This is a genomic window from Planococcus sp. APC 3900 (genome assembly GCF_030407735.1).
GTDB lineage: Bacteria > Bacillota > Bacilli > Bacillales_A > Planococcaceae > Planococcus > Planococcus notacanthi.
Map to the genome: position 1 here is coordinate 659,671 of NZ_JASDCT010000001.1, position 21,214 is coordinate 680,884.

The 21,214-nt window shown below is 46.3% G+C and carries 22 protein-coding genes; 13 read left to right on the forward strand and 9 right to left on the reverse strand.

Annotated elements, in window-relative coordinates; genetic code table 11:
• Positions 1-40: 40 nt before the first annotated feature.
• Complete coding sequence (locus tag QMA04_RS03315) at positions 41-271, reverse strand: helix-turn-helix domain-containing protein (RefSeq protein WP_191715056.1); 231 nt, start codon at positions 269-271, stop codon at positions 41-43.
• A gap of 104 nt (positions 272-375) precedes the next feature.
• Between QMA04_RS03315 and QMA04_RS03320 the strand changes: the two genes are divergently transcribed.
• The 6 genes from QMA04_RS03320 (at position 376) to mbcS (ending at position 7,177) form a co-directional block, all read left to right on the forward strand.
• Positions 376-1,251, forward strand: a complete 876-nt coding sequence (locus QMA04_RS03320) for a DMT family transporter (RefSeq protein WP_290183944.1) — start codon at positions 376-378, stop codon at positions 1,249-1,251.
• A gap of 142 nt (positions 1,252-1,393) precedes the next feature.
• On the forward strand, positions 1,394-2,656 hold the full coding sequence (locus QMA04_RS03325; RefSeq protein WP_290183945.1) for a mechanosensitive ion channel: 1,263 nt from the start codon (positions 1,394-1,396) through the stop codon (positions 2,654-2,656).
• Positions 2,657-3,081: 425 nt separating this feature from the next.
• The gene (locus QMA04_RS03330) at positions 3,082-3,351 is read left to right on the forward strand and encodes a hypothetical protein (protein ID WP_191715059.1); all 270 of its coding nucleotides are present in this window, start codon (positions 3,082-3,084) and stop codon (positions 3,349-3,351) included.
• Complete coding sequence (locus QMA04_RS03335) at positions 3,352-5,004, forward strand: solute symporter family protein (RefSeq protein WP_225218436.1); 1,653 nt, start codon at positions 3,352-3,354, stop codon at positions 5,002-5,004.
• 3 nt (positions 5,005-5,007) lie between these two features.
• Complete coding sequence (locus tag QMA04_RS03340) at positions 5,008-5,574, forward strand: YIP1 family protein (RefSeq protein ID WP_290183946.1); 567 nt, start codon at positions 5,008-5,010, stop codon at positions 5,572-5,574.
• Positions 5,575-5,599: 25 nt separating this feature from the next.
• A complete protein-coding gene (gene mbcS / locus QMA04_RS03345) occupies positions 5,600-7,177 on the forward strand; it encodes an acyl-CoA synthetase MbcS (RefSeq protein ID WP_290183947.1) in 1,578 nt (525 codons plus the stop codon).
• Between the two features lie 264 nt (positions 7,178-7,441).
• On the opposite strand, the gene QMA04_RS03350 is transcribed toward mbcS, so the two are convergent.
• The 5 genes from QMA04_RS03350 to QMA04_RS03370 form a co-directional block, all read right to left on the reverse strand.
• Positions 7,442-8,077: a response regulator transcription factor gene (locus tag QMA04_RS03350; protein ID WP_290183948.1), complete on the reverse strand. Its 636-nt coding sequence runs from the start codon at positions 8,075-8,077 to the stop codon at positions 7,442-7,444.
• The gene (locus QMA04_RS03355; protein ID WP_290183949.1) at positions 8,052-9,098 is read right to left on the reverse strand and encodes a sensor histidine kinase; all 1,047 of its coding nucleotides are present in this window, start codon (positions 9,096-9,098) and stop codon (positions 8,052-8,054) included. The genes QMA04_RS03350 and QMA04_RS03355 overlap by 26 nt, the downstream gene beginning before the upstream one ends.
• Complete coding sequence (liaF, locus tag QMA04_RS03360) at positions 9,095-9,793, reverse strand: cell wall-active antibiotics response protein LiaF (protein WP_203338981.1); 699 nt, start codon at positions 9,791-9,793, stop codon at positions 9,095-9,097. Before liaF ends, QMA04_RS03355 begins: the two co-directional genes overlap by 4 nt.
• Before the next feature lie 64 nt (positions 9,794-9,857).
• Positions 9,858-10,496 (reverse strand): PspA/IM30 family protein, encoded by a 639-nt coding sequence (locus tag QMA04_RS03365; protein ID WP_191713451.1) that lies wholly within the window; start codon positions 10,494-10,496, stop codon positions 9,858-9,860.
• A 13-nt stretch (positions 10,497-10,509) separates the two neighbouring features.
• The gene (locus QMA04_RS03370; protein ID WP_290183950.1) at positions 10,510-10,857 is read right to left on the reverse strand and encodes a lmo0954 family membrane protein; all 348 of its coding nucleotides are present in this window, start codon (positions 10,855-10,857) and stop codon (positions 10,510-10,512) included.
• Positions 10,858-11,070: 213 nt separating this feature from the next.
• Here QMA04_RS03370 and QMA04_RS03375 point away from each other — a divergent pair, with 213 nt between their 5' ends.
• The 4 genes from QMA04_RS03375 to trhO all read left to right on the forward strand — a co-directional run bounded on the left by QMA04_RS03375 (position 11,071) and on the right by trhO (position 14,971).
• Positions 11,071-12,159, forward strand: coding sequence for a metallophosphoesterase (locus tag QMA04_RS03375; RefSeq protein WP_290183951.1), 1,089 nt, complete (start codon positions 11,071-11,073; stop codon positions 12,157-12,159).
• Between the two features lie 14 nt (positions 12,160-12,173).
• Positions 12,174-12,785 carry a DedA family protein gene (locus tag QMA04_RS03380; protein ID WP_290183952.1) on the forward strand — a complete coding sequence of 204 codons (612 nt, stop codon included), beginning with the start codon at positions 12,174-12,176 and terminating at the stop codon, positions 12,783-12,785.
• 75 nt (positions 12,786-12,860) lie between these two features.
• A complete protein-coding gene (locus QMA04_RS03385) occupies positions 12,861-13,811 on the forward strand; it encodes a 2-hydroxyacid dehydrogenase (protein ID WP_290183953.1) in 951 nt (316 codons plus the stop codon).
• Positions 13,812-14,008: 197 nt separating this feature from the next.
• On the forward strand, positions 14,009-14,971 hold the full coding sequence (gene trhO / locus QMA04_RS03390) for an oxygen-dependent tRNA uridine(34) hydroxylase TrhO (RefSeq protein WP_290183954.1): 963 nt from the start codon (positions 14,009-14,011) through the stop codon (positions 14,969-14,971).
• Positions 14,972-15,021: 50 nt separating this feature from the next.
• On the opposite strand, the gene QMA04_RS03395 is transcribed toward trhO, so the two are convergent.
• Positions 15,022-15,150 (reverse strand): hypothetical protein, encoded by a 129-nt coding sequence (locus QMA04_RS03395; protein WP_006829150.1) that lies wholly within the window; start codon positions 15,148-15,150, stop codon positions 15,022-15,024.
• Complete coding sequence (locus QMA04_RS03400) at positions 15,143-16,018, reverse strand: MerR family transcriptional regulator (RefSeq protein WP_290183955.1); 876 nt, start codon at positions 16,016-16,018, stop codon at positions 15,143-15,145. Before QMA04_RS03400 ends, QMA04_RS03395 begins: the two co-directional genes overlap by 8 nt.
• Positions 16,019-16,237: 219 nt before the next feature.
• On the opposite strand from QMA04_RS03400, the gene QMA04_RS03405 reads away from it, so the two are divergent.
• Positions 16,238-17,719 carry an aldehyde dehydrogenase family protein gene (locus QMA04_RS03405; RefSeq protein WP_290184034.1) on the forward strand — a complete coding sequence of 494 codons (1,482 nt, stop codon included), beginning with the start codon at positions 16,238-16,240 and terminating at the stop codon, positions 17,717-17,719.
• A gap of 21 nt (positions 17,720-17,740) precedes the next feature.
• The gene (locus tag QMA04_RS03410; RefSeq protein ID WP_290183956.1) at positions 17,741-18,907 is read left to right on the forward strand and encodes a saccharopine dehydrogenase family protein; all 1,167 of its coding nucleotides are present in this window, start codon (positions 17,741-17,743) and stop codon (positions 18,905-18,907) included.
• 76 nt (positions 18,908-18,983) lie between these two features.
• Here QMA04_RS03410 and QMA04_RS03415 read toward each other — a convergent pair whose 3' ends face one another.
• Positions 18,984-19,895 (reverse strand): diacylglycerol/lipid kinase family protein, encoded by a 912-nt coding sequence (locus QMA04_RS03415; RefSeq protein WP_290183957.1) that lies wholly within the window; start codon positions 19,893-19,895, stop codon positions 18,984-18,986.
• Between the two features lie 93 nt (positions 19,896-19,988).
• On the opposite strand from QMA04_RS03415, the gene QMA04_RS03420 reads away from it, so the two are divergent.
• The gene (locus QMA04_RS03420; RefSeq protein ID WP_290183958.1) at positions 19,989-21,170 is read left to right on the forward strand and encodes an alanyl-tRNA editing protein; all 1,182 of its coding nucleotides are present in this window, start codon (positions 19,989-19,991) and stop codon (positions 21,168-21,170) included.
• Positions 21,171-21,214: the final 44 nt, after the last annotated feature.

Here is a 21,214-nt window from a genome sequence, read left to right on the forward strand (position 1 = left end):
CTGAGGCGGGAATCCGATCCCACTTCAGGTGCTTTTTTAGTTAATCCTCGTCCTTGATATCCACATCGTCTGGTATCGGAGTGGCTCGCCATTCCTCCAGCGCTTGCTTGGCCTGTTCCAGCTGTTGGAAATGTGTTCCGAACTGAGAGGTGTTGATCATGTACTGCTCCCCATCATGGACTGCGCGAATACGGCCTTCCAATACATAGCGATTGACTTGTTCTTCAGGCATGGATAAAAATGCGGCAGTTTCCTGGACTGTCATATACATGGGATCTCCTCCTCTTTTCTTTTATTATAATAGAAGAAGACAGCTATCTCAAACCATTGACGCCATGGTATGTTAGAAGAAGAAGTTCAAGAACAGGGGTGTTGATGTTGAATTATATGGCGTATTTATTGGTTTTGCTGGCTGCAATTTTATGGGGAACCACAGGTACAGCCCAGTCTTTTTTTCAAGGGGCAGTCCATCCGCTATCAATCGGCGCTTTTCGTTTAGCAATTGGCGGTTTTTCTTTACTGTTGTTCGTAATTGTAGCCAGGAAACTATCGGTCCGGACGATTCCATGGCCTGCCACTATTCTTGCAGCCATCAGTATGGCGCTATTTCAACCTTTATTTTTTTCTTCCGTCCAGATGACTGGAATTGCTATCGGCACCGTTGTCACGATCGGAAGCGCACCTGTACTAACAGGATTGATCGAGTGGATAGCCTTAAAACAAAAACCTGACCGAATCTGGGGAAGTGCGACGCTTCTGGCATTAACCGGCTGCGTGCTATTATTTTCCAATAAAGGCCAGCAACTGGTGGATCCAGTGGGCATCGCTATGGCTTTGGGCGCTGGATTTTCCTTTGCAGTTTATGCGCTGGTAAGCAAATCTGTACTCAAGGCGATGGAGACTGTTTCTGCAGTCGCTGTGATTTTTTCATTGAGTGCTTGCTGCCTGCTGCCATTTTTATTGCTGTTTGATGTAAGCTACATCACCGTACCGCTCAATTTTTCTCTGATCATCTATTTAGGGATTGGAGCAACCAGTCTATCCTATCTGCTTTTTTCTTTTGGATTAAAGCAGATTCCCTCTTCTTCTGCAGTCACTTTGTCATTGGCTGAGCCACTGACAGCCGCTGTTTTAGGGGTAGTGGTTGTCGGAGAAGTGCTAAGTGGACTGTCGTGGCTCGGAGTCATGCTGCTTTTAGGCGGCATTTTGATATTGACGATCGGCAAGCGAAGAGAGGTTCCTGCTTCTTAAAAACCTTTCTTTGTGTTTTAAAAACCGTCCTTACGTGGACGGTTTTTCTTTTGGATGCCAAATAGCCTCATTGGAAGTTTAGGAGTGGAGCACTGAGGGGATAGTAACTAAAGATATAAAAAAATAAAAAGGAGTTGAGTATATGAACGATGTGGGCAATTCTTTCAGAGGAGTCGGCAACACGATCATCGATTATATTCCAAACGTTCTGGGAGCATTATTATTACTGCTCATCGCATGGATAGTAGCGACGATCGTTCGGGCCATTTTTACGAAAGGATTAAAAAAAGCAGGGGCAGACCGAGCTATGGTGAAAGGCCATATGGCTAAAACAAAAGAAGATGCGGACAGCAAACTGGATTCTATAGGGAAAATTCTTTATTACCTCATCTTTATCTTGTTTATTCCAAGCGTGCTGCAGGCACTGGACATGAACAATGTTGCACAGCCAATCTCGAATATGATGGACAAATTGTTGGCATTCTTGCCAAATCTGTTCATGGCTATCATTATTGTGGTCATCGGCTACTTTGTAGCCAAGTTTGTTAAAAATCTGGTATTCAGCCTTTTGACAGCGATCAATATCGATAAATGGTTCAACAAATTCACCAACAGAACTGGTGGTGCTTCGACAGGGACAGCGAGAATGGATGCTGGCGATAAATCGACATTGGCCAATGTTTTGGCAAATGTAGTTTTCGTTATCGTATTGATTCCTATCTTGACGATTGCATTGGAAACCTTGAATATTCGTTCAATATCTGAGCCGATCGTCAATATGCTTAACCAAGTATTGAACATGATCCCGAATATTTTTGTAGCGATCATCTTAATCTTGGTAGGTATCCTGATCGCTAAATTTGTAGGCGATCTATTGATCAGCCTCTTGAATGGAACAGGCATCAACCGCTTTTCGACTTACTTGAATCCTGATAAAACCAAAACGCCAAGCTTTGATATTGCGAATATCATCGGCAAAGTGGTGCAGGCAATCATCATCATCTTCTTTACAGTAGAAGCGATGAATGTCCTGCAGTTGGATGTATTGAACGGCATCGGTGAAGCAATCATCGGTTACTTGCCATTGCTTATCAGTTCACTGATTATCCTGGGCCTTGGATTGATTGGGGGCAGCGTGCTTGGAAATTACATCAAGCAGGCTTCCGGCAACCGTTTCCTTGGAGCCATTGTCAAATACGCAATTATCATCATTGCTGTATTCATGACTCTTGATCAGTTGAATTTCGCAACCAATATTGTGAACTTGGCATTCTTGTTTATCATCGCCGGGCTTGCCGTAGCCTTCGCCATTTCCTTCGGTATTGGCGGCCGCGAATTTGCGAAGCGCCAGCTTGAGAAACTGGAAGCCAAAATGGATAAGGAAAATAACAAACCAAATCTATAAGTTGATTATCAAAACCCTGAAGGGCCATTGCTGCCCTTCGGGATTTTTTTATTCTCAAAAGCTTTTCCGCATAATTATTCGGTTTTATTATTTAATGGGAATTAATTCAACTATTTATAAGGCAATAAAAAGTATATTGAAATACAGAAAAAATCTACATTGTCTAAGAATATACATATTTAATGCTGTTTATACATATGTTATTAGTCTTTGAAAGAGAGTTGAAATAGCTTTTAGGAAAGTAATAATACTTCTGATATAGTTATTTAAATAATTTAAAAATTCTGTTGACTTGTTTTTATGCAAGCGGTTACAATCAAAGAAGTTATTATCTAAATAATATTTGAAGGGAGAGCAGCATTCTACAGTTGAGCGAACGCTCAGTAGGGAGACTTAGAACAATCAAAACGAAATGGGGGGATACGATGAAAGCGTATAAAAAAGAAGTCCAATTCACCATTTGGATGACAGCTGCCTTTATTTTAGTAGGGAACGTAGGATTAGTCTTTTCCATTTTCCCGGTAGATGCTATGTTGCTTGGTTTTCCAGTTATGTATATCGTGCCGATCTTAATGGGATGGTTCGGCGTTTTCTTTTTGACGATTGTAGCTGGGAAAATCGGTAATCGCATCGATGATGAGATCGATAGTGAAAACGATGCGCTCGGAGTTTCCGACGAAGTAAAGGATGTGTAGATGATGGAAACAGAAAACTGGCAATTATCCAATCCGATTTTAGGGTTAGCAGTCGTGGGAGCAACATTTTTATTGTTCTATATCGTGGGATTTGTATCCAACCGAAAAAGTTCATCTGCTAAAGATCTTTACACAGGCGGCGGAAACGTCGGAGCTTTTACTAACGGATTGGCGATGGCTGCAACTTACATGAGTCTGGCGACTTTCCTTGGCATTACGGCCTTGATCCTCCAACTCCAGGTTCCATTCATCATGTTGTGGATTCAGCTGATTCTGGCAATACCGTTGATTACAATTATTTACGGGACAAGCCTTCGCCGGATGGGCGCTTTCTCGCCTACACATTTTATCCGTGACAGATACGGAGTGACAGCTTCCATCATTGCGGCTCTTTTCATGATTTTGGTTTCCATCATGTATGCACTCGGCCAGATGATCGGAATTGCCATTACGTTTGAAACGTTATTGGGTATTCCTTATTTAACTGGACTTTTTGTTTTTGGAATTATAATTGTCGGTTATATCACAATCGGCGGAATGGCCGGAGCAACAAACAACGCAGCGATTCAGATGGTTATCATTGCCTTGATGTTCATTTTGCCGCTTGGCGCCATCATGAAAGCGGTGGGAGCAACAGGCTGGTATTTCCCGCCTCTGTTCTATTCGGACATGGTTCCAGCGATGCTCGAATCTTTGCCGACGTTCTTTGATTACCAGTTCTCACCAAAATGGTATTTCTCTATTATTCCGGCACTGACAATCGGAGCTTTGGGCCTTCCTCACTTAGCGATGCGGGTTTACACAGCTTCTAATCTGAAAAGTGCGCGTTCGGCGATGGTCTGGTTCGCCTTTATTCTAGGTTTGGTTTTCTCGGCCACATACGCCATGGGCTTCGTTGGTGTTTATGCCACCGCCACTCAAGGCCTAGTCATTTCAGATGGAGATGCTGATAAATTGACGATCATCCTGAACTTGGTCTATAACCCGGAATGGGTGACAGCACTTGTTATTGCTGGGGCGATTTCTGCTGGACTTTCAACATTGAGCGGAAACTTGCTGGCCATTGGTGCCTTGATTTCACAGGACATTATCGCTACCTTAAAGCCGAATATTCCTCAGCGTTTAAGTCTGCGAATCGGTTTTATCGCGATTTTTGCCGGAGGATTGGTCAGTATCTTGCTGGCAATCCAACCGCCAGCTTTCCTGGTCGTCAGTATACTCTGGGCATTCGGTTTAGCAGGAGTTACGAATGCACCTTTGATTATCGTTGGAGTTTGGTGGAAAGAAGCCAATAAATTCGGAGCCATTGCAGCATCTGTTGTTGGTGGAGCCATCTACATCATCGTGTCTCCTTTCGTCTTTCCAAGCATCGTTTTGACGGGACATGGAGTGACGGACGGTATGGGCTTGTCCGGTGCCATGCTTGCTGTGCCGATCAGCTTTATCCTGCTGATTGTCGTTTCTTATATCACGAACCGTATGCCAGGTCTGCAAAGTAAATTGACTAAGCAATCGGATATTGAATTGATTGAACGCATCCACGGATGGAAGGATATCAAGTCGTATCGCTATAACAGTACGGTAGGCGCCGGAATCACGGTAGTCGTTTCTGCTGCTGTTGCGATTTGGGCATTGATGCCTTGGGGGATGTAGACAATGAAAGAAAGGGTGAGCAAAATGGTCGGGAAAATGGTTGCTTTGAATGATTCATCTTTTCGATCATTTTTAGAATTGCCGAAAACCCAATGGGTGAGCAATCTGCTGCTGCTCATCGTTGGCACAGGCTATGGCGCGATTTCAATCGCGTCAAATGCCTCATACATAGCAAGTTTCGATTCTGCACTGCTGCAAAACTTCATTGTGCCGGCAATTTTCATTCTGTTTGGCCTGTTGATGGCTTTCATCACGAAAATCGGCTTGGCATTGCTGCTTTGGGCAGGATCCAAGGGACTTGGCGGAAAAGGGCTTTTGCGGGACATCAACAGAGCGGCTCCCGTCGCTTTATTGCCTGGCTTGCTCGGTGCTCCTTACTTGGCGGAAGCCGGGAATGGCCATCCATTGGTCTATGTGCTGTTGGCAATTGGTGTTGTCTGGATGTATCTGGTATGTGTGAAAATCATTAAAACCACGCAAAGTTTCACTGCTAAAAAGGCATATCTGGCAGCCTTGGCAGCCTTTGTTTTCTTAGCGAGTGTCTATTACCTGATCATTCCACCGGCATGAAGAAAAAGAGATAGGAGGCTGACATATGGATTTCAAAGATTTAATTGCTCCGGAGCAGTACAATATCACTTCGGAATTGGAGAAATATAAAGAAGAAAGCGACCGGTTGGCGATTCGCTGGCTGGACAGCGAAGGCAATCGTGAAGACATGAGTTATAAAGAACTGGTCGGCAAGATGAATCAATACGCACAAGCTTTACTGAAGCTGGGCATTGAAAAAGGGGATCGGATGCTGATCATCCTTCCGCGGATTCCTGAAGCATATATCACGTATTTAGCTTGTCTGCGTGCTGGAATTGTCGCGATTCCATGTTCGGAGATGCTTCGAAAGAAGGATTTGATTTACCGGATGCATCATTCAGGAGCTAAAGGAATCGTGGCGCATTACAAAACCACTGCGGAAACCAATTCCATTGATGAAGAAGCGGCTGCACTGAGCAATAAATTGATTGTTGGGGGCATAGAAGAAGGATGGCAGTCTTTTGAGGAATTAGCAGAAAAGGAATCACCGGATTTCGATGCAGTCCCGACTCACCGGGAAGATATGGCCTTCCTGTCCTATACATCCGGAACCACCGGCAATCCAAAAGGCGTGGTCCACGTCCATGGATGGGGCTATGCGCATGTCCGGACAGCAGCAACAAAATGGCTGGGCGTCCAAAGTGGAGACGTGGTTTGGGCAACTGCCGCTCCAGGCTGGCAGAAGTGGATTTGGAGTCCGTTCTTATCGACGATTACATTGGGTGCAACGGCCTTTGTTTACAATGGGCCGTTTGATGCCTTGAAATACCTTGAGTTATTGGAAAAAGAAAACATTAATGTCCTGTGCTGTACGCCGACAGAATACCGGATCATAGCAAAAGTGGAGAATTTAGCATCATACAAGCTGCCGGCATTAAGGTCTGCAGTGTCTGCGGGGGAACCATTGAACCGTCAAGTCATCGAAGCTTTTCAGCAGGCATTCCATATTAACGTCCGTGACGGCTACGGCCAGACGGAAAACACCTTGCTGGTTGGAACGCTTCAAAATATGGAAGTAAAAGCTGGATCGATGGGCAAACCGACGCCTGGCAATCCGGTTGACATCATCAATGATGAAGGACAGCCGACAGCTGTCGGAGAAGTGGGAGATATCGCGGTCCATCGCGATTGTCCGGCTTTGTTCCGGGAATATTACCGGGATCCCGAGCGGACGCAAGCGGCATTCCGCGGAGATTGGTATTTGACAGGCGATCAGGCGACGCGCGATGAAGATGGCTATTTCTGGTTTGAAGGAAGAAGTGATGACATCATCATCAGTTCAGGCTATACGATCGGGCCTTTCGAAGTCGAAGATGCATTGATGAAACATGAAGCCATTCAGGAATGTGCCGTCGTAGCAGCTCCGGATGAAATCCGTGGCAATATCGTCAAAGCCTACGTGGTACTCCGCAACCCGGACAATTTTAAAGATAAAGACGCTTTGACGAAGCAACTGCAGGATCATGTAAAAGAAATTACGGCGCCTTACAAGTATCCACGTGTCATTGAATTTTTGGATGAACTGCCGAAAACAGCTTCCGGAAAAATCCGCCGAGTGGAACTGCGCAAATTAAATGCATAATGAGAAAAGCGAAAGCGCCCATTTGAGGAACGTAAGCTAAAGGCGCGACTTCCTGTCGCAACGCTTACATGATCCGCATCCTGCGGACCTCTGCCGGGCATAAGACAGGCCGGCGAAGCGGAGCTGTTTGCCTCATAGTCGTGTTGGCCTATGACCCAAAGAGCTGGGCGCTGAAGTCTGGACATTGAAAGAACAGCAGAAAAATTATATTTCTCTAAGTAAAGAAGCCGGACAGCGTAAAAGCTGTCCGGCTTTATTCATGGTTTATTTAGGTGGAGAAATCAGCTTATGCTGGAAGGCATAAATGACTGCTTGCGTCCGGTCATGGACTTCCAACTTGGCCAGGATGTTGCTGACATGGGTTTTGACGGTTTTGAGGGCGATGAATAATTGATTCGCGATTTCCTGATTGGTCAAGCCGCCTGCAAGCAGCAGGAGGATTTCCATTTCCCGTTCGGTCAAGTCATCGTGAAGGACGCGTTCATGGCGCATCTGTTTCATCATTTTGCTCATCACTTCCGGTTCGAGAACCGGTGTGCCGTTCATCGTTTCGCGAATGGAGTCGGCAATTCGTGAAGCTTTGGAAGTTTTTAATATGTAGCTGACGGCTCCCGCTTGAAGAGCCGGATAAACTTTATCGTCGTCGAGAAAACTGGTGACGATCATGATCTTTGCTTCTGGCCATTGGTCGACAATGGCTTTTGTCGCTTCCGCACCATTCATGATGGGCATCACCATGTCCATCAAAATCAAGTCTGGGCGCAGCTCCAATGCCATTTCAACCGCTTCCTGGCCATTCGATGCTTCGCCGGCTACTTCCATATCCTTCTGGGATTGGAGATAAGCTGAGACTCCGATGCGGACCATTTCGTGGTCATCCACTAATAAGATGCGAATCATGGGCTTTCTTCCTTTCAATCGGAACTTTTACTTCCACAATCGTACCTTCGGAAGGGACGGAAACAATTTTGCTGGTCGCGCCGATTTCGATGGCGCGTTCTTCGATATGTTTCAACCCGTAAGAAGTTGATTTGGATTGTTCGCTTTCAAAACCGACGCCATTGTCCTGAATGCGCAAAATCGCAAAATTATCGCGCTCAATAAAAAGGATATGGACTTCGGTCGCTTTGGAATGGCGCAGTGTATTTGATAAAGTTTCCTGTGCAATGCGGAAAAGGTGGTCTTCTGCGCCTTTTTGTAGAGGTACTTCTTCCAGTTTGTGCTCGATTGTAAAATAGACTTTTTCCTTTAATTCACTGACCAGTTCAAACAGCCCCTGGCGCAGGCTCTTGTCATGCAGGGCGGCAGGACGCAAATGCAAAAGCAGTGCACGCATTTCAAGTTGTGCCTGCTGGACCATCTTCTCCGTCTGCAATAGGCCGGGCTGCACATCTTCGTTTTCAGTCATGGAAGACAGCAGCATGGAAGCGGCAAATAACTGCTGCGATACAGAATCATGCAATTCCCTGGCGAGCCGCTGGCGTTCCATGATCAGGCGTTCCTGTATGATTTGATCCTGTGTTTCAGCCCGTTCATTGGCGATGCGTGTCAGGCTTTTCCGTTGTGATTCCAACAGTTTCTGCAGCTTCAAGATGGAGCTGGATAAATTGCGCGGCAGGGTTTTCATTTGAGCTGCCTGGACGACTGTCTTGTCTTCATTGCGCAGAAGGGCTTGGAAAATTTCTTCAATCTCCTGAACTTTTGCCCGTGATAAGGACTCGGTCCACCACGAGATGCCGACAGACAACGCCAGCATCAAGACAAGCAGCCAAATGCCCAAAGGCAAACCAGCGATAAAATCTTCCCACAAGACGGACCAGCTGTTGACCGTTGGCAGTCCGAGCAATGCAAAAAGGATGCTGAAGACGATCAATGCGAATAACAATATGAAAAACAGGCTACGGGGCAGAATCTGTTTCATCTGCGGATCACCTCGACATCTCCCATCCATGTAGTGACGGAAATGATCAATTCGACTTTACTGCCCTCATCTGCGGGATAGCCGTCTTCCGCATGGATCGTGCCATTCACAATCCGTTGTTTGTTTCCAGTGAAAAACCGGGCTTCTCCCAGGAGTGTCGAATAGAAGATGCGTACGGGAACTTCATAAGGCACGACAACCTGGACTTTCCCGAATCCTTGACGAATGGAAACTAATGAGGTCTTTTTTGGCAATACGGTGTGGGTGGTATCGACCAGGATATCCCCGATAAAGCCTTGTACATGAATATCTTTCCATTCATAGGACTCGATCGGTGTGCTTTGGGCGGACATGACTTTGTTTTGGATTAATCCTTTATCAGTAGAACCGTAAAGAGGCGCAGTCTGCAGCCACTCTTCGCCTTTCCATAAACGAAGCAGGAGGTAGATGGCCAGTCCGAAAACCATCAGCCGCAAACTCCACATCGACAGGATGGAAACCCCGATGAGAAAAGCACCTGTCCAAAAATAAGAACGCCGGTATTTCACATTATTTCGCAACGCATAATAAATGGTTCCGATACCAAGAAGAATCAAAAACACACTGCCGTTTCCAAAGAAGGCAGCTTCTACGAATATCAATAATAAAGCGCTCAACAGAAAAAACGCTTGCCTGTTTGTTGAAAAATGCTGCATAGCTTTTGCCTCCTTCTTTGTATCAGAAAAAATGAGAAGAAGAAAAGCTTCTTCTCATTTCAGTTTAAACAATTTCTTTGTGGTTTGCGCTATTTTTTTCTAAAGATTCAAGGCGGCGTTCCATTGCCGAACGTTCGTGGCGTTCTTCAACTTTAGCGCCCAGTGTTGTGATATAGGAAGCCATGTCATCGAATGAACCGATGCGTTCGGCGACGAGCTCAGGGCTCAGTACTTTATCCATCTGATGATGAGCACGTGTTGCATTTTCCTTGCCCATCAATTGCAGCTGTTTCACTTTCATGTCTTTCACTTTATGCTTCATTTCCTCGTAACGGTGTTCAAGGCCAGTGAGTTCAGCGATGTTTTCATCCAGGTTTTGCTGCAAAGTCTTGACGCGGTCGCTGTAAGCCTGCACTTCCATTGCGGCAAAATCAGCAAGGTCGGATTCGCCGGAAGCTTGCGCCAATTCCAATTGGTTTTGGCGTTTGTCGAGCATAGCAGATGCCTCAGCCAGTTCTTTCTCCAGTTTACCATTGAGTTGGGACTGGCGCTCTACCCATTTCCCTGTAGCCGTTGTCTGATTTTCAGCTTCTGTGATGTAGCGGTTCAATAATGCGAGCGGATTCTTTTCCTCTTTCTTTGCAACGACCGCATCCAGGTCAGTTGCGACGGCAAATTTGAAACGTTCCCATAAAGTTGTCATATTCGTTTCCTCCTTATTTGTTTAATTTATTCCATTGCTGTTCAAAGTTCGTAAATGGATCGCTTTCTTTCACAGCTTCAAGTGAAACGCTTTGGCCATTCCATTGGCGGTAGATCATCCACAAGCCAGCAAGTGCAGCGGCGCCGATCAATGCAGGCACATTCGAGATGGCTGCAAGTCCGCCGATGACACCAACAAATGCCCACCAGAATTTCGCCAATGCCGTGGTGCTTCTTAAGTAATAATGCACCCCCGCATAGACAATCACTAACGATACTGCCAGTCCGATCATTGGGCCCAGGTTGGAAAGTGCGACGATTCCGGCAATGATGCCGAGGGTAATTAACCAAAATTTGTTCATCTTTTTTCCTCCTCTCAATTTCTAACCTAATCATACTAAGCATGCGCATTTTCCAATACGGTCTCTGACTGCATCTTTTACTAGGACCTGAGGCGTAGAAGCGTCTAAGTACCGCAAATTGGGAGGTGAAGTGCTATACTATTTTCTACTCCAATAAAACATTAACCATTTCAAATGGGGTCTATTTTATAAGAAGAAAGAGGGGGGTCCTCTATGAAAATACTGGCTGGCATCGGTGGTGCCTTATTGGTATATACATCACTCGTTGCGTATCTTGGCTGGGCAGTCTATAGCTGGCTGGCCAGTTTTTGGGAAGGGGCGAATCCATGGGTTTTTGCGGTTCTGTGGCTGGTTGTTGCCTATAGTTACATCATTGGGCGAATCGGCCACAAGTGGTTGAGTTTCACGATTCTGGGTTCCTATTGGTTCGTATTTTTACAGTATGCGATCCTGGTGATTCCGGTTGCGAATGTCCTCGTACTGGCAGTTGAGTTTATGGACGATGTGTTCATTATCGGCAGTGCTGCTGCGATAATATTGCTGGTGATATTTATTGTGGGCACTTATTTGGCTTATAGTCCGGTCGTCCGGAACCTGGAAATCACAGTAGATGGAAAAGAAGCCGATCCTTTGCATATGGTCATCGGCTCCGATTTTCATCTGGGGGTTTTATCAGGGAAAAGCCATTTGCAGCGTTTCGTGGACAAGACCAATGCGCTCGATCCGGATGTAGTGTTTTTAGCTGGTGATCTCGTGGACGATGATCCGGTCTGGTTTGCCCGCTATGGCATGGGTGAGGTAATGGCGCAATTGCAGCCTTCACTTGGTGTTTACGGAGTATTGGGGAACCACGAATATTACGGCAAAAAAATTCCTTTGCTGGTAAGGCTGATGGAAAAATCCGGAGTAAATATATTAAGAGATGAAACTATTCTTGTGGGAAATCGTTTCTATTTGACGGGGCGTGAAGACCGGACGAACGGCAAGCGCCATCCGCTGGCTCAGCTGAAGCCGGAAAAAGGCGGAATGCCGTGGATCATCATGGACCATACACCTTCTGATCTGAAAAAACCGGTGGAACTGGATGCCGATTTCCATATGTCAGGCCATACCCACAAAGGGCAGATGTGGCCCAATCATTTATTGACAAGAAGGATTTTTGAATTGGATTACGGGTATCGGTTAATAAAGAAGACGCATTTCGTGGTATCTTCGGGTTTCGGCTTTTGGGGACCGCCTTTGCGCATTGGAAGCCGCTCAGAACTATGGTCGGTGAAAATGAATTTCCGGCCTTCTTCGTAAAAAGGAGTGTTTAGATGGAAGATTGGATTACATCAGTCATGTCGGATTACGGCTATTTCGGCATCTTTCTGCTGATTATGCTGGAGAATGTTTTTCCGCCGATACCGTCAGAAGTGATTTTGACGGTCGGTGGATTTATGACCACAACGACTACGATGACTATACCGGGAGTGATCATGGCCTCGACTGCCGGGTCGGTTGTGGGTGCAGTTGCTTTATACGGTGTCGGTTTGTTGCTGGATGTGGAGCGATTGGAAAAAATCATTGATAAGTACGGCAATTGGTTGCGTGTGAAAAAGGAAGATATACATAAAGCGGATGCCTGGTTTGATCGTTTCGGAATTTGGACAGTGTTTTTTGGCCGGCTCATCCCTTTGGTGCGCAGCTTGATCTCAATCCCCGCTGGTATGTCGAATATGAGGTTCTGGCTGTTTATCGGCTTTACGACACTGGGGACTTTGCTGTGGAATACCATTTTGGTCTTTGTTGGAGAAGCGGTAGGGGAAAACCGGGAGAAGATTATGCAGCAGCTGGAGCTTTATTCCAATGTAGTTTATGCTTTGATCGGTCTGGCTGCAATTCTGGCAATCTGGTATTACATCAAAAAAATAAGAGCACGCAACTAACAGGAAACTGCTGGCAATTGCCCGCAGTTTTTTTACTTGCTATAATCAGGGCATAACAGAGGATGGGGGATTTCTATGAAGCCGATTGTATTCATCACACAAAAGCTGCCGGATCAGGCAGTAGCTGGATTACAGGAACAATACGAAGTCCGGATGTGGCCGGAAGAAGACACCCACGCACCACGCGAAAAATTGCTCGAAGAAGCGAAAGAAGCGCATGCGCTTTGGACGATGCTGTCCGACCAAATCGACAATGAAGTGTTTGAAGCAGCACCTAACTTGAAAATTGTCAGCAATCTGGCAGTTGGCTACAACAATATCGACTTGGAGGCAGCCCGCAAGCATGGTGTGACGGTCACCAATACACCTGACGTCTTGACGGAAGCTACTGCTGACCTGACCTTCGCCTTAATCCTGGCAACAGCCCGCAGAATCATCGAAGCGGAAAAGACGGTTCGCTCAGGTGAATGGAAATCCTGGACGCCGATGGGGATGACGGGCCAGAATGTTGGCGGGGCAACGCTTGGAATCATTGGCATGGGACGTATCGGCGAAGCGGTGGCTCGCCGTGCACAAGGATTTGGCATGGACGTCCTGTATCATAACCGGACGCGGCGAAGCTTAGAAGATGTGCGTTATGCCGGATTCGAAGAATTGCTGAAGGTTTCGGATTATGTCGTGATCTTGACGCCGCTGACACCGGAAACTGAAGGAATGATCGGAGCGGATGAAATAGCTTTGATGAAAGAAACCGCTTCTTTGATCAATGTTGCCAGAGGCGGCATTGTCGATGAAACGGCTTTATATGAAGCTTTGAAGGACAACAAGATTTGGGGCGCCGGCCTCGATGTCTTTGAGCAGGAACCGGTGCCGCTGGATCATCCGCTGCTGACATTGCCGAATGTTACGGTATTGCCGCATATCGGCAGTGCAACAATTCAGACCCGACTGGAGATGATGACATTGAATGCAGAAGCAATCAGCGCTTGTCTGGAAAGCCGGTCGGTGAAAAATAGGGTCTGCTGATGGCGGGCAGGACAAGGCGGCTGTTATTTAGCTGCCTTTTTTCGTGCGGAAAATCGAAAATGAGTTGTTGAAGTTGGATAAAACGTCTTTCCTATGGGAGGGAAAGTTGAAATTTGCGGTTATTTATTGTAAAATGATTGAGGTTTTTACTGCCTTTTTGGCAACGAATCAAATAGAAGAAATAGGAGGTATGATTCATGCAAAATCATACACACAACGTCTTACTTTATTATCTATATACACCGATTGAAGATCCGAAAGCTTTTGCGGCTGAACATTTGGCGGCATGCAAGGAGCTTGAGCTGAAAGGGCGTATCCTTGTTTCTGAAGAAGGAATCAATGGTACATGTTCAGGAACTATTGAACAAACTGAGGCTTACATGGAAATGGTGAAAGGCGATCCACGCTTCTCAGACATCGTTTTCAAAATTGATGCTGCTGAAGGCCATGCATTCAAAAAAATGCATGTTCGTGCGAAAAAAGAAATCGTTCACCTTGGACTTGAAGAAGATATCAACCCGAATGAACTGACAGGCACTTACTTGGAGCCGGTTGAATTTTACAAGCAGATGCAGCAGCAGGACACTATCGTCTTGGATGCGCGCAATGATTACGAATACGATCTTGGGCATTTCCGCAACTCGGTCCGTCCGGATATTGAAAACTTCCGTGACCTTCCGGAATGGATCCGTGACAACAAAGAACAATTCGAAGGCAAGAAAATTTTGACGTATTGTACAGGCGGCATCCGCTGTGAAAAATTCTCAGGCTGGCTGAAAAAAGAAGGCTTTGAAGATGTTGCTCAATTACATGGCGGCATTGTCACTTACGGTAAAGACCCTGAAGTGAAAGGCGATCTATGGGACGGACAACTGTATGTCTTTGATGAGCGTATTGCCGTGCCGGTAAACCAGTTGGAGCACGTCGTTGTCGGAAGAGACCATTTTACAGGTGAACCTTGTGAACGCTATGTAAACTGTGCCAACCCTGACTGCAACGCGAAGATTTTAGCTTCCGAAGAAAACGAACATAAGTATATGCGTTCATGTTCAGATGAATGCCGTGAACACCCGCGCAACCGTTATGCTTTTGAGCATGGATTGACTGGAGAACAAGTGCAGGCACGTCTTGATGCATTGAAAGAAACGACTAACGTTTAATGGAATACAAAAAAGCTGCCGATTCGGCAGCTTTTTGTTTTATGTTCAATTTATTTTTCTACTTCTTCCTGGCAGTCAAAACAGACCAGTTCTCCATCAACATAAACTCCATCGAGAAATCCATCACGGCAATAGACGTCTTTACCACAATTGCTGCAAGGCCCGATGAGTTCACGCATCCTGTAAACCTTCAGCATAGACATACATGGCTTCTTTAAGGTACTTGGCCAATCCTTCGCCATGCTGATCGATATTGTTGGCGAAACGGCTATCGGATGCATACAAGTCACCCAGGCCCCGGAACATTTTCGGCGAACACTCATAGAAGCGGTTCAAAAGCGTATAGTAAGCCTTCATTTCCGTTTGGACAGCAGCAGCCTGTGGAGGCAAATGCATCAAACTGGCAACCGTATTGTAAATGCGGTCTCCTTCACGGTTGATTTCGTCCAAATCCTCTTCTTCTTTTTCCACTTTGACCGGTTCGCTGTAAGCTGTTGCAGCTTCAGGTTCTTCATGCAAAGCTGTTTCAACTGGAGCAATCGCAACGGCAACCGCTGAGTCCTCTTTGTCATAACTCGGTACAGCTTGATAAGTTTCCATCGGTGATTCACTCTGCTCTGGGACAGGGATATCCATGTCAGATTTGTGGTATTTCTTAAGCAGGTCTTCCTGTTTTTGGCTTGTGAATGCGGAGAAACGTTCTGTATCCGACAAACTCTGCAACCCTTGCAGTTCCAGTTGAGTTTGCTGTGCATTTTCAATCAGGCTTTCAATACGCTGTTTCTTTTGTTCGAGCAATTCAATGTGCTGGGACAGGGCATATTCCTGGTCAAAGCCATCAGCCACAAGTTCCTGGATTTTCTTCAGTGAAAAATCCAATTCTTTCAAGAATAAAATCTGTTGAAGCAACTTCAAATCTTTTCCATTGTAGTAGCGGTAACGGTTGGTGCCGATATTAGACGGTTTCAATAAACCGATGCTGTCATAGTGATGGAGGGTCCGAACACTGACGCCCGCTATTTTTGCCACTTCTTGTACTTTGTACAATCTAATCACCTCTCTCTCTAAAATACACTATAACGCACCGTTAGTGTCAATAGTTTCGAGAAAAAGATGCTGAAATGTATTATTTCTGCTTTAAAACTGTGTAATTTAGAAAATAATAAAAACAGACATTTCAGAAACTTCCTAGGATTTTCTAGTTATCTATGGAATAATGAAAATGAAAGCGTTCTCAAAAGTCGAGTGATGAAAGGGGCAATGATGATGAAATTGACCAATTTCGTGAACGGCCAATGGCAACAGGCAGAGCAGGCAAAATTCAGGCCAGTTTTGAATCCGGCAAATGGAGAAGAGCTGGCTCAAGTAAGAATGTCCACTGCAGAGGATGTCGACTTGGCAGTGCAAGCAGCACAGAAAGCACAGAAAAGATGGGCGAAAGTGCCGGCACCCAAACGTGCAGCTTATTTATATGAAATCGGGCGGCTGATGAAAGAACGAAAAGAGCAGCTGGCTCAAGTATTGACGAAAGAAATGGGGAAAGTCATCGAAGAAGGGCGCGGTGAAGTGCAGGAAGGAATTGATATGGCTTATTACATGGCTGGGGAAGGCAGGCGGTTATTTGGTGAAACGACACCATCAGAACTGGCGGATAAGTTTGCCATGAGCATCCGTTCGCCAATCGGCGTTGTAGGATTGATCACGCCTTGGAATTTCCCAGTGGCGATTGCCACATGGAAGTCGTTTCCAGCTATTGTGGCAGGCAATACATTCGTTTGGAAACCGGCCACCGAAACGCCAATGATGGCTTACGAAATGGCGAAAATATTCGAAGAAGCCGGGCTTCCGGAAGGAGTCGCCAATATTGTCTTCGGATCGGGCCAAGAAGTCGGGACAGCTCTTATTGAGCATCAAGGCGTTCGCGTCATTTCATTTACAGGATCTACAGAAACCGGGCGCAAAGTGGCAGAGGCAGGTGGCCGCAACCTGAAGAAAGTATCGCTTGAAATGGGAGGCAAGAACGCTGTAATCGTCATGGAAGATGCCGATCTGGACTTGGCGGTGGAAGGGATTCTGTGGAGTGCATTCGGAACCGCCGGCCAGCGCTGTACGGCATGCAGCCGGGTGATTGTTCATGCAGGCGTTAAAGAAGAGCTGCAGAAGCGTCTGCTGTCCAAGATGGAAGCGCTGACGATTGGAGATGGAATGGACGAGTCCGTCAAAGTGGGGCCGGTCATCAATCGCCAGGCACTTGAAAAAATCCATTCCTATATTGAAGTCGGCCGTCAGGAAGGAGCTACACTGCTGGTGGGCGGCGAGATCCTGACTGGGGGCATCTATGATAAAGGGAACTATTACGCTCCGACATTGTTTACAGATGTTAAGCCGGATATGCGCATTGCACAGGAAGAAATTTTCGGGCCCGTCGTGTCAATAATTGAAGTATCAAGTTTCGAAGAGGCGATCGATGTCAACAATGGCGTGATTTATGGGTTATCCAGTTCCATTTACACCGCTGATGTGAATCGGGCATTCAAAGCGCAGCGTGATTTGGATACTGGAATCGTTTATATCAATGCTGGTACGACAGGAGCGGAAATCCACTTGCCGTTCGGCGGGACAAAAGGAACAGGCAACGGGCACCGCGATTCGGGAGTTGCTGCCTTAGATGTCTTTACTGAATGGAAAAGTGTCTATATCGATTACAGCGGAAAATTGCAGCGTGCTCAGATTGATAATGACATTTAATGGCGAAAGGGGATGCGGGAGATGAAAATCGTCGTATTAGGCGCAGGATTGATGGGCAAACAAGCGGCTCGGGACCTGGTTGAAGAGGAAGCGGTGGAACGAGTCTTTTTAGCGGATCGCAACATCAGCCAGGCAAAATTGTTCTGTGAGCAGCTTGGCAGCGATAAACTGGAAGTACTGAAACTAGATGCTGCTGATGATGCTGCATTGGCAGAAACTATCAATAAAGGCGACATTGTCATCAATGCGCTATTTTATACTTTCAATGAAAAAGTGGCGGCCACCGCCCTTCAATACGGGGTTCACGTTGTCGATTTGGGTGGCCATATTGGAGGTGCTACAGATGCTGTCCTGGACATGCACGAAAAAGCCCAGCAACAAGGAGTCACGCTGATTCCTGATCTGGGCGTGGCTCCAGGAATGATCAACATCCTGACTGGCTATGGTGCGGGCAAACTGGACCAAGTATCAGATATACGGTTGTATGTCGGAGGCATCCCGCTTCATCCAGAACCGCCTCTTGAGTATAATCATGTCTTTTCATTGGAAGGGGTCTTTGACCATTACACAGATAAATCCCATGTCATTCGCAGCGGCAAGCTGCTGGAAGTTGAATCATTATCCGAAATCGAACATGTCACTTTTGAGGATTTTGGTGAACTGGAGGCCTTCCATACTTCGGGCGGGACTTCGACTTTGACGGATACCTTCAGTGATGTCGATTCTTTGGAATACAAAACTTTGCGCTATAAGGGGCATGCCAAGAAATTTAAGCTATTGGTGGATCTCGGTTTTACCGATCGTAAAAAAACCGTGGAAGTGGATGGACGGGAAGTGAACCTTCGCGCTGTTCTAAAAGCGGTACTTGAACCGATAACCGCACTTGGAGACAAGCAGGATGCCGTCGTCTTGCGGGTGTTGGTATCAGGAGTGAAAGAAGGAGAGGAAATCACCTACGAATACAATATGGTGACCGTGAAAGACCCGAAGACAGGTGTAACGGCAATGGCCCGTGCGACTGCCTATACGATTTCAGTCGTAGCGCAGATGATCGGCAAAGGGATTATTGATAAACGGGGCGCCTATCCGCCGGAAATGATTGTCCCGGGAGATGCGTATATCGAAGAAATGGCCAAGCGCGGAGTAAACATTGAGGAGACTGTCCATCGTTCGGCTTTCCAGAGTTGATGGACTCAGTTCTGGCCGTTTTAAAAGCGAACAGTGAAAAGGCACGGTTCCTATTGGAGCCATGCCTTTTTTCGGCTTATATCAGTTCTTCTGCTCGTTTGGGCACCAGCATTTTCAAACTGCCCGGCTGAATTTCGATATCGAGCGGCGTCTTTAAGTAGATCTCACCATCGGTATCGACATCCAATTCTTCTGTTGTTTTGATGGAAATGGATTTTCCTTGGTAATGGACGATATGCTCCAGTTCTTCAGCCACCACTTCGGGCTGCGACAATGAAAACCATTCACGCAGTGCAGCCAAAGAAGATGTTTGGATAATAAATAGATCCAGTAGGCCATCTGCCGGATCGATTGTGGCCAGCGGGAAGTTATGCGTACCGATCGACTTGCCGTTCATGACAAGAACCAGCACGCCTTCTTCCGCATAGGTGATGCCATCAATCTTCAGCTGTACTGGGAATGGCTCTGCCTGTCGCATGGATTGCAGCGCACTCATAAAATAGCTCAGCTTGCCATAACGCTCTTTTAGATGAGGATCAATATTTGAAGACGCATCCGTGATCAGCCCGATGCCAGCAAAGTTAAGGAAAGATCCACCATTGATCCGACCCGTGTCGATATCCCGGAATTCCCCATTGACCAATTCTTCCGCTGCCAAATTCAAGTCTAAAGGGATATTCAAGGTGCGTGCAAAATCATTGCACGTGCCGCTTGGCAATATAGCCATCGGGGGAGGGGCGGGAATAGCTGATAAGGCACGGACTGCAGAATGGACCGTCCCATCGCCTCCAGCGATAAACAAAATATCTGCATGGGTTGCAGCTGTCTGGCAGGCATTTTCGAACTCTTCGGGTGATCCAGTTTGGATAAGTTCGAGTGACTTGGAGGCTTCAGCCAAGTGCGGAACGGCCATTCGCAGTACGGAGTCTATCGTAGACGCTCCTGCGTTGCCGTTATACAATAAAACGGAACGATTGAACTTAGGCATTTCATGTGCCCTCCTGTACTTCTATTTATATATCTATTCCCACTAAGACAGATCCCGTAAACTATGGCAGACTACAAAAAATGAGGTGTCAGCATGACGATGAAATTATATTATCAGGATTCGGAGATTTCAGAAGCAATGGTAGAAGTGATAAAGACTGGAAAAGATAAAGCAGGCTCTTATGCTGTTTTGGACCAAAGCTGTTTCTATCCAGAAGGCGGCGGCCAACCGGCAGATACCGGCAACATCGGACCGGCAAACGTACTGGATGTCCAGACAGTGGAAGGAGAAATCCGCCATTATACCGATGTCGAGCTTCCAAAAGAACGTTTTGCTGCAAAATTGGACTGGCGAAAAAGATGGGATCATATGCAGCAGCATGCCGGACAGCATGTATTAAGTGCATTGTTTGATGACGTATATGGTTTGAAAACGCAAAGTTTTCATTTAGGAAAAGAACGTGTCTCCATCGATCTGGATTTGGATACAGTAACAAAAGAACAGCTGCAGGAAGTCGAAAAAATGGCCAATGAGACGATCCGTCAAGGGCTCGCAATTGCTGCATACTGGGTCAATCCTGCAGAAGCAAAGGAATTAAATCTTAGAAAACCACCGGCTGTGGAAGGAGATATCCGATTAGTGGAAATAGAAGGAGTGGATTTAAATCCATGCGGAGGCACCCATCCTAAAAATACAACAGACATCGGCCTGTTGAAGATCATTTCCACAGAAAAAGCGAAAGGCGGCACACGGGTTTATTTTTTATGCGGCAATCGGGCTTTAACGTATTTTAACTTTTTGATGGACACCACTGACAAATTGGTTGTTCAGTTGAATGCGCCGGCTTCTGAATTGTCCCAAGCTGCCGGGGCGTTGCTGGCTGAAAAAGCCACCGCTGATAAAACAATCAAAATCCTGCAGGAACAATTATTGAATCTGGAAGCGGAAGCGATTCTCCCAGACGATGGCGTTGTGGAAAAATTGTTTGAAGACCGGCCGATCAAAGAGCTGCAACAGCTCGCCCGTTATGTAATCAGCCGGAATCATGCGGCGACCGTGCTGTTCATCAGCCGTTCAGGGGATGATGTGCGTTTTGTTTGTGCAAAAGGTGAACAGGCGCCGGGCGATATGCGGGAAGTGCTGAAGCAACTGCTGGCATTGACGGATGGGAAAGGCGGCGGCAATCCTCAGTTTGCACAAGGCGGTGGAAAGACTGCTGAAGCACCAGAAAGATTCCAGGAGATTTTTCGGACAATGGTAAAGAATTTCGGATAAACTGTGTAACTTTTCCAGCGCATTGCTGTCTAATGGGAAAAGGG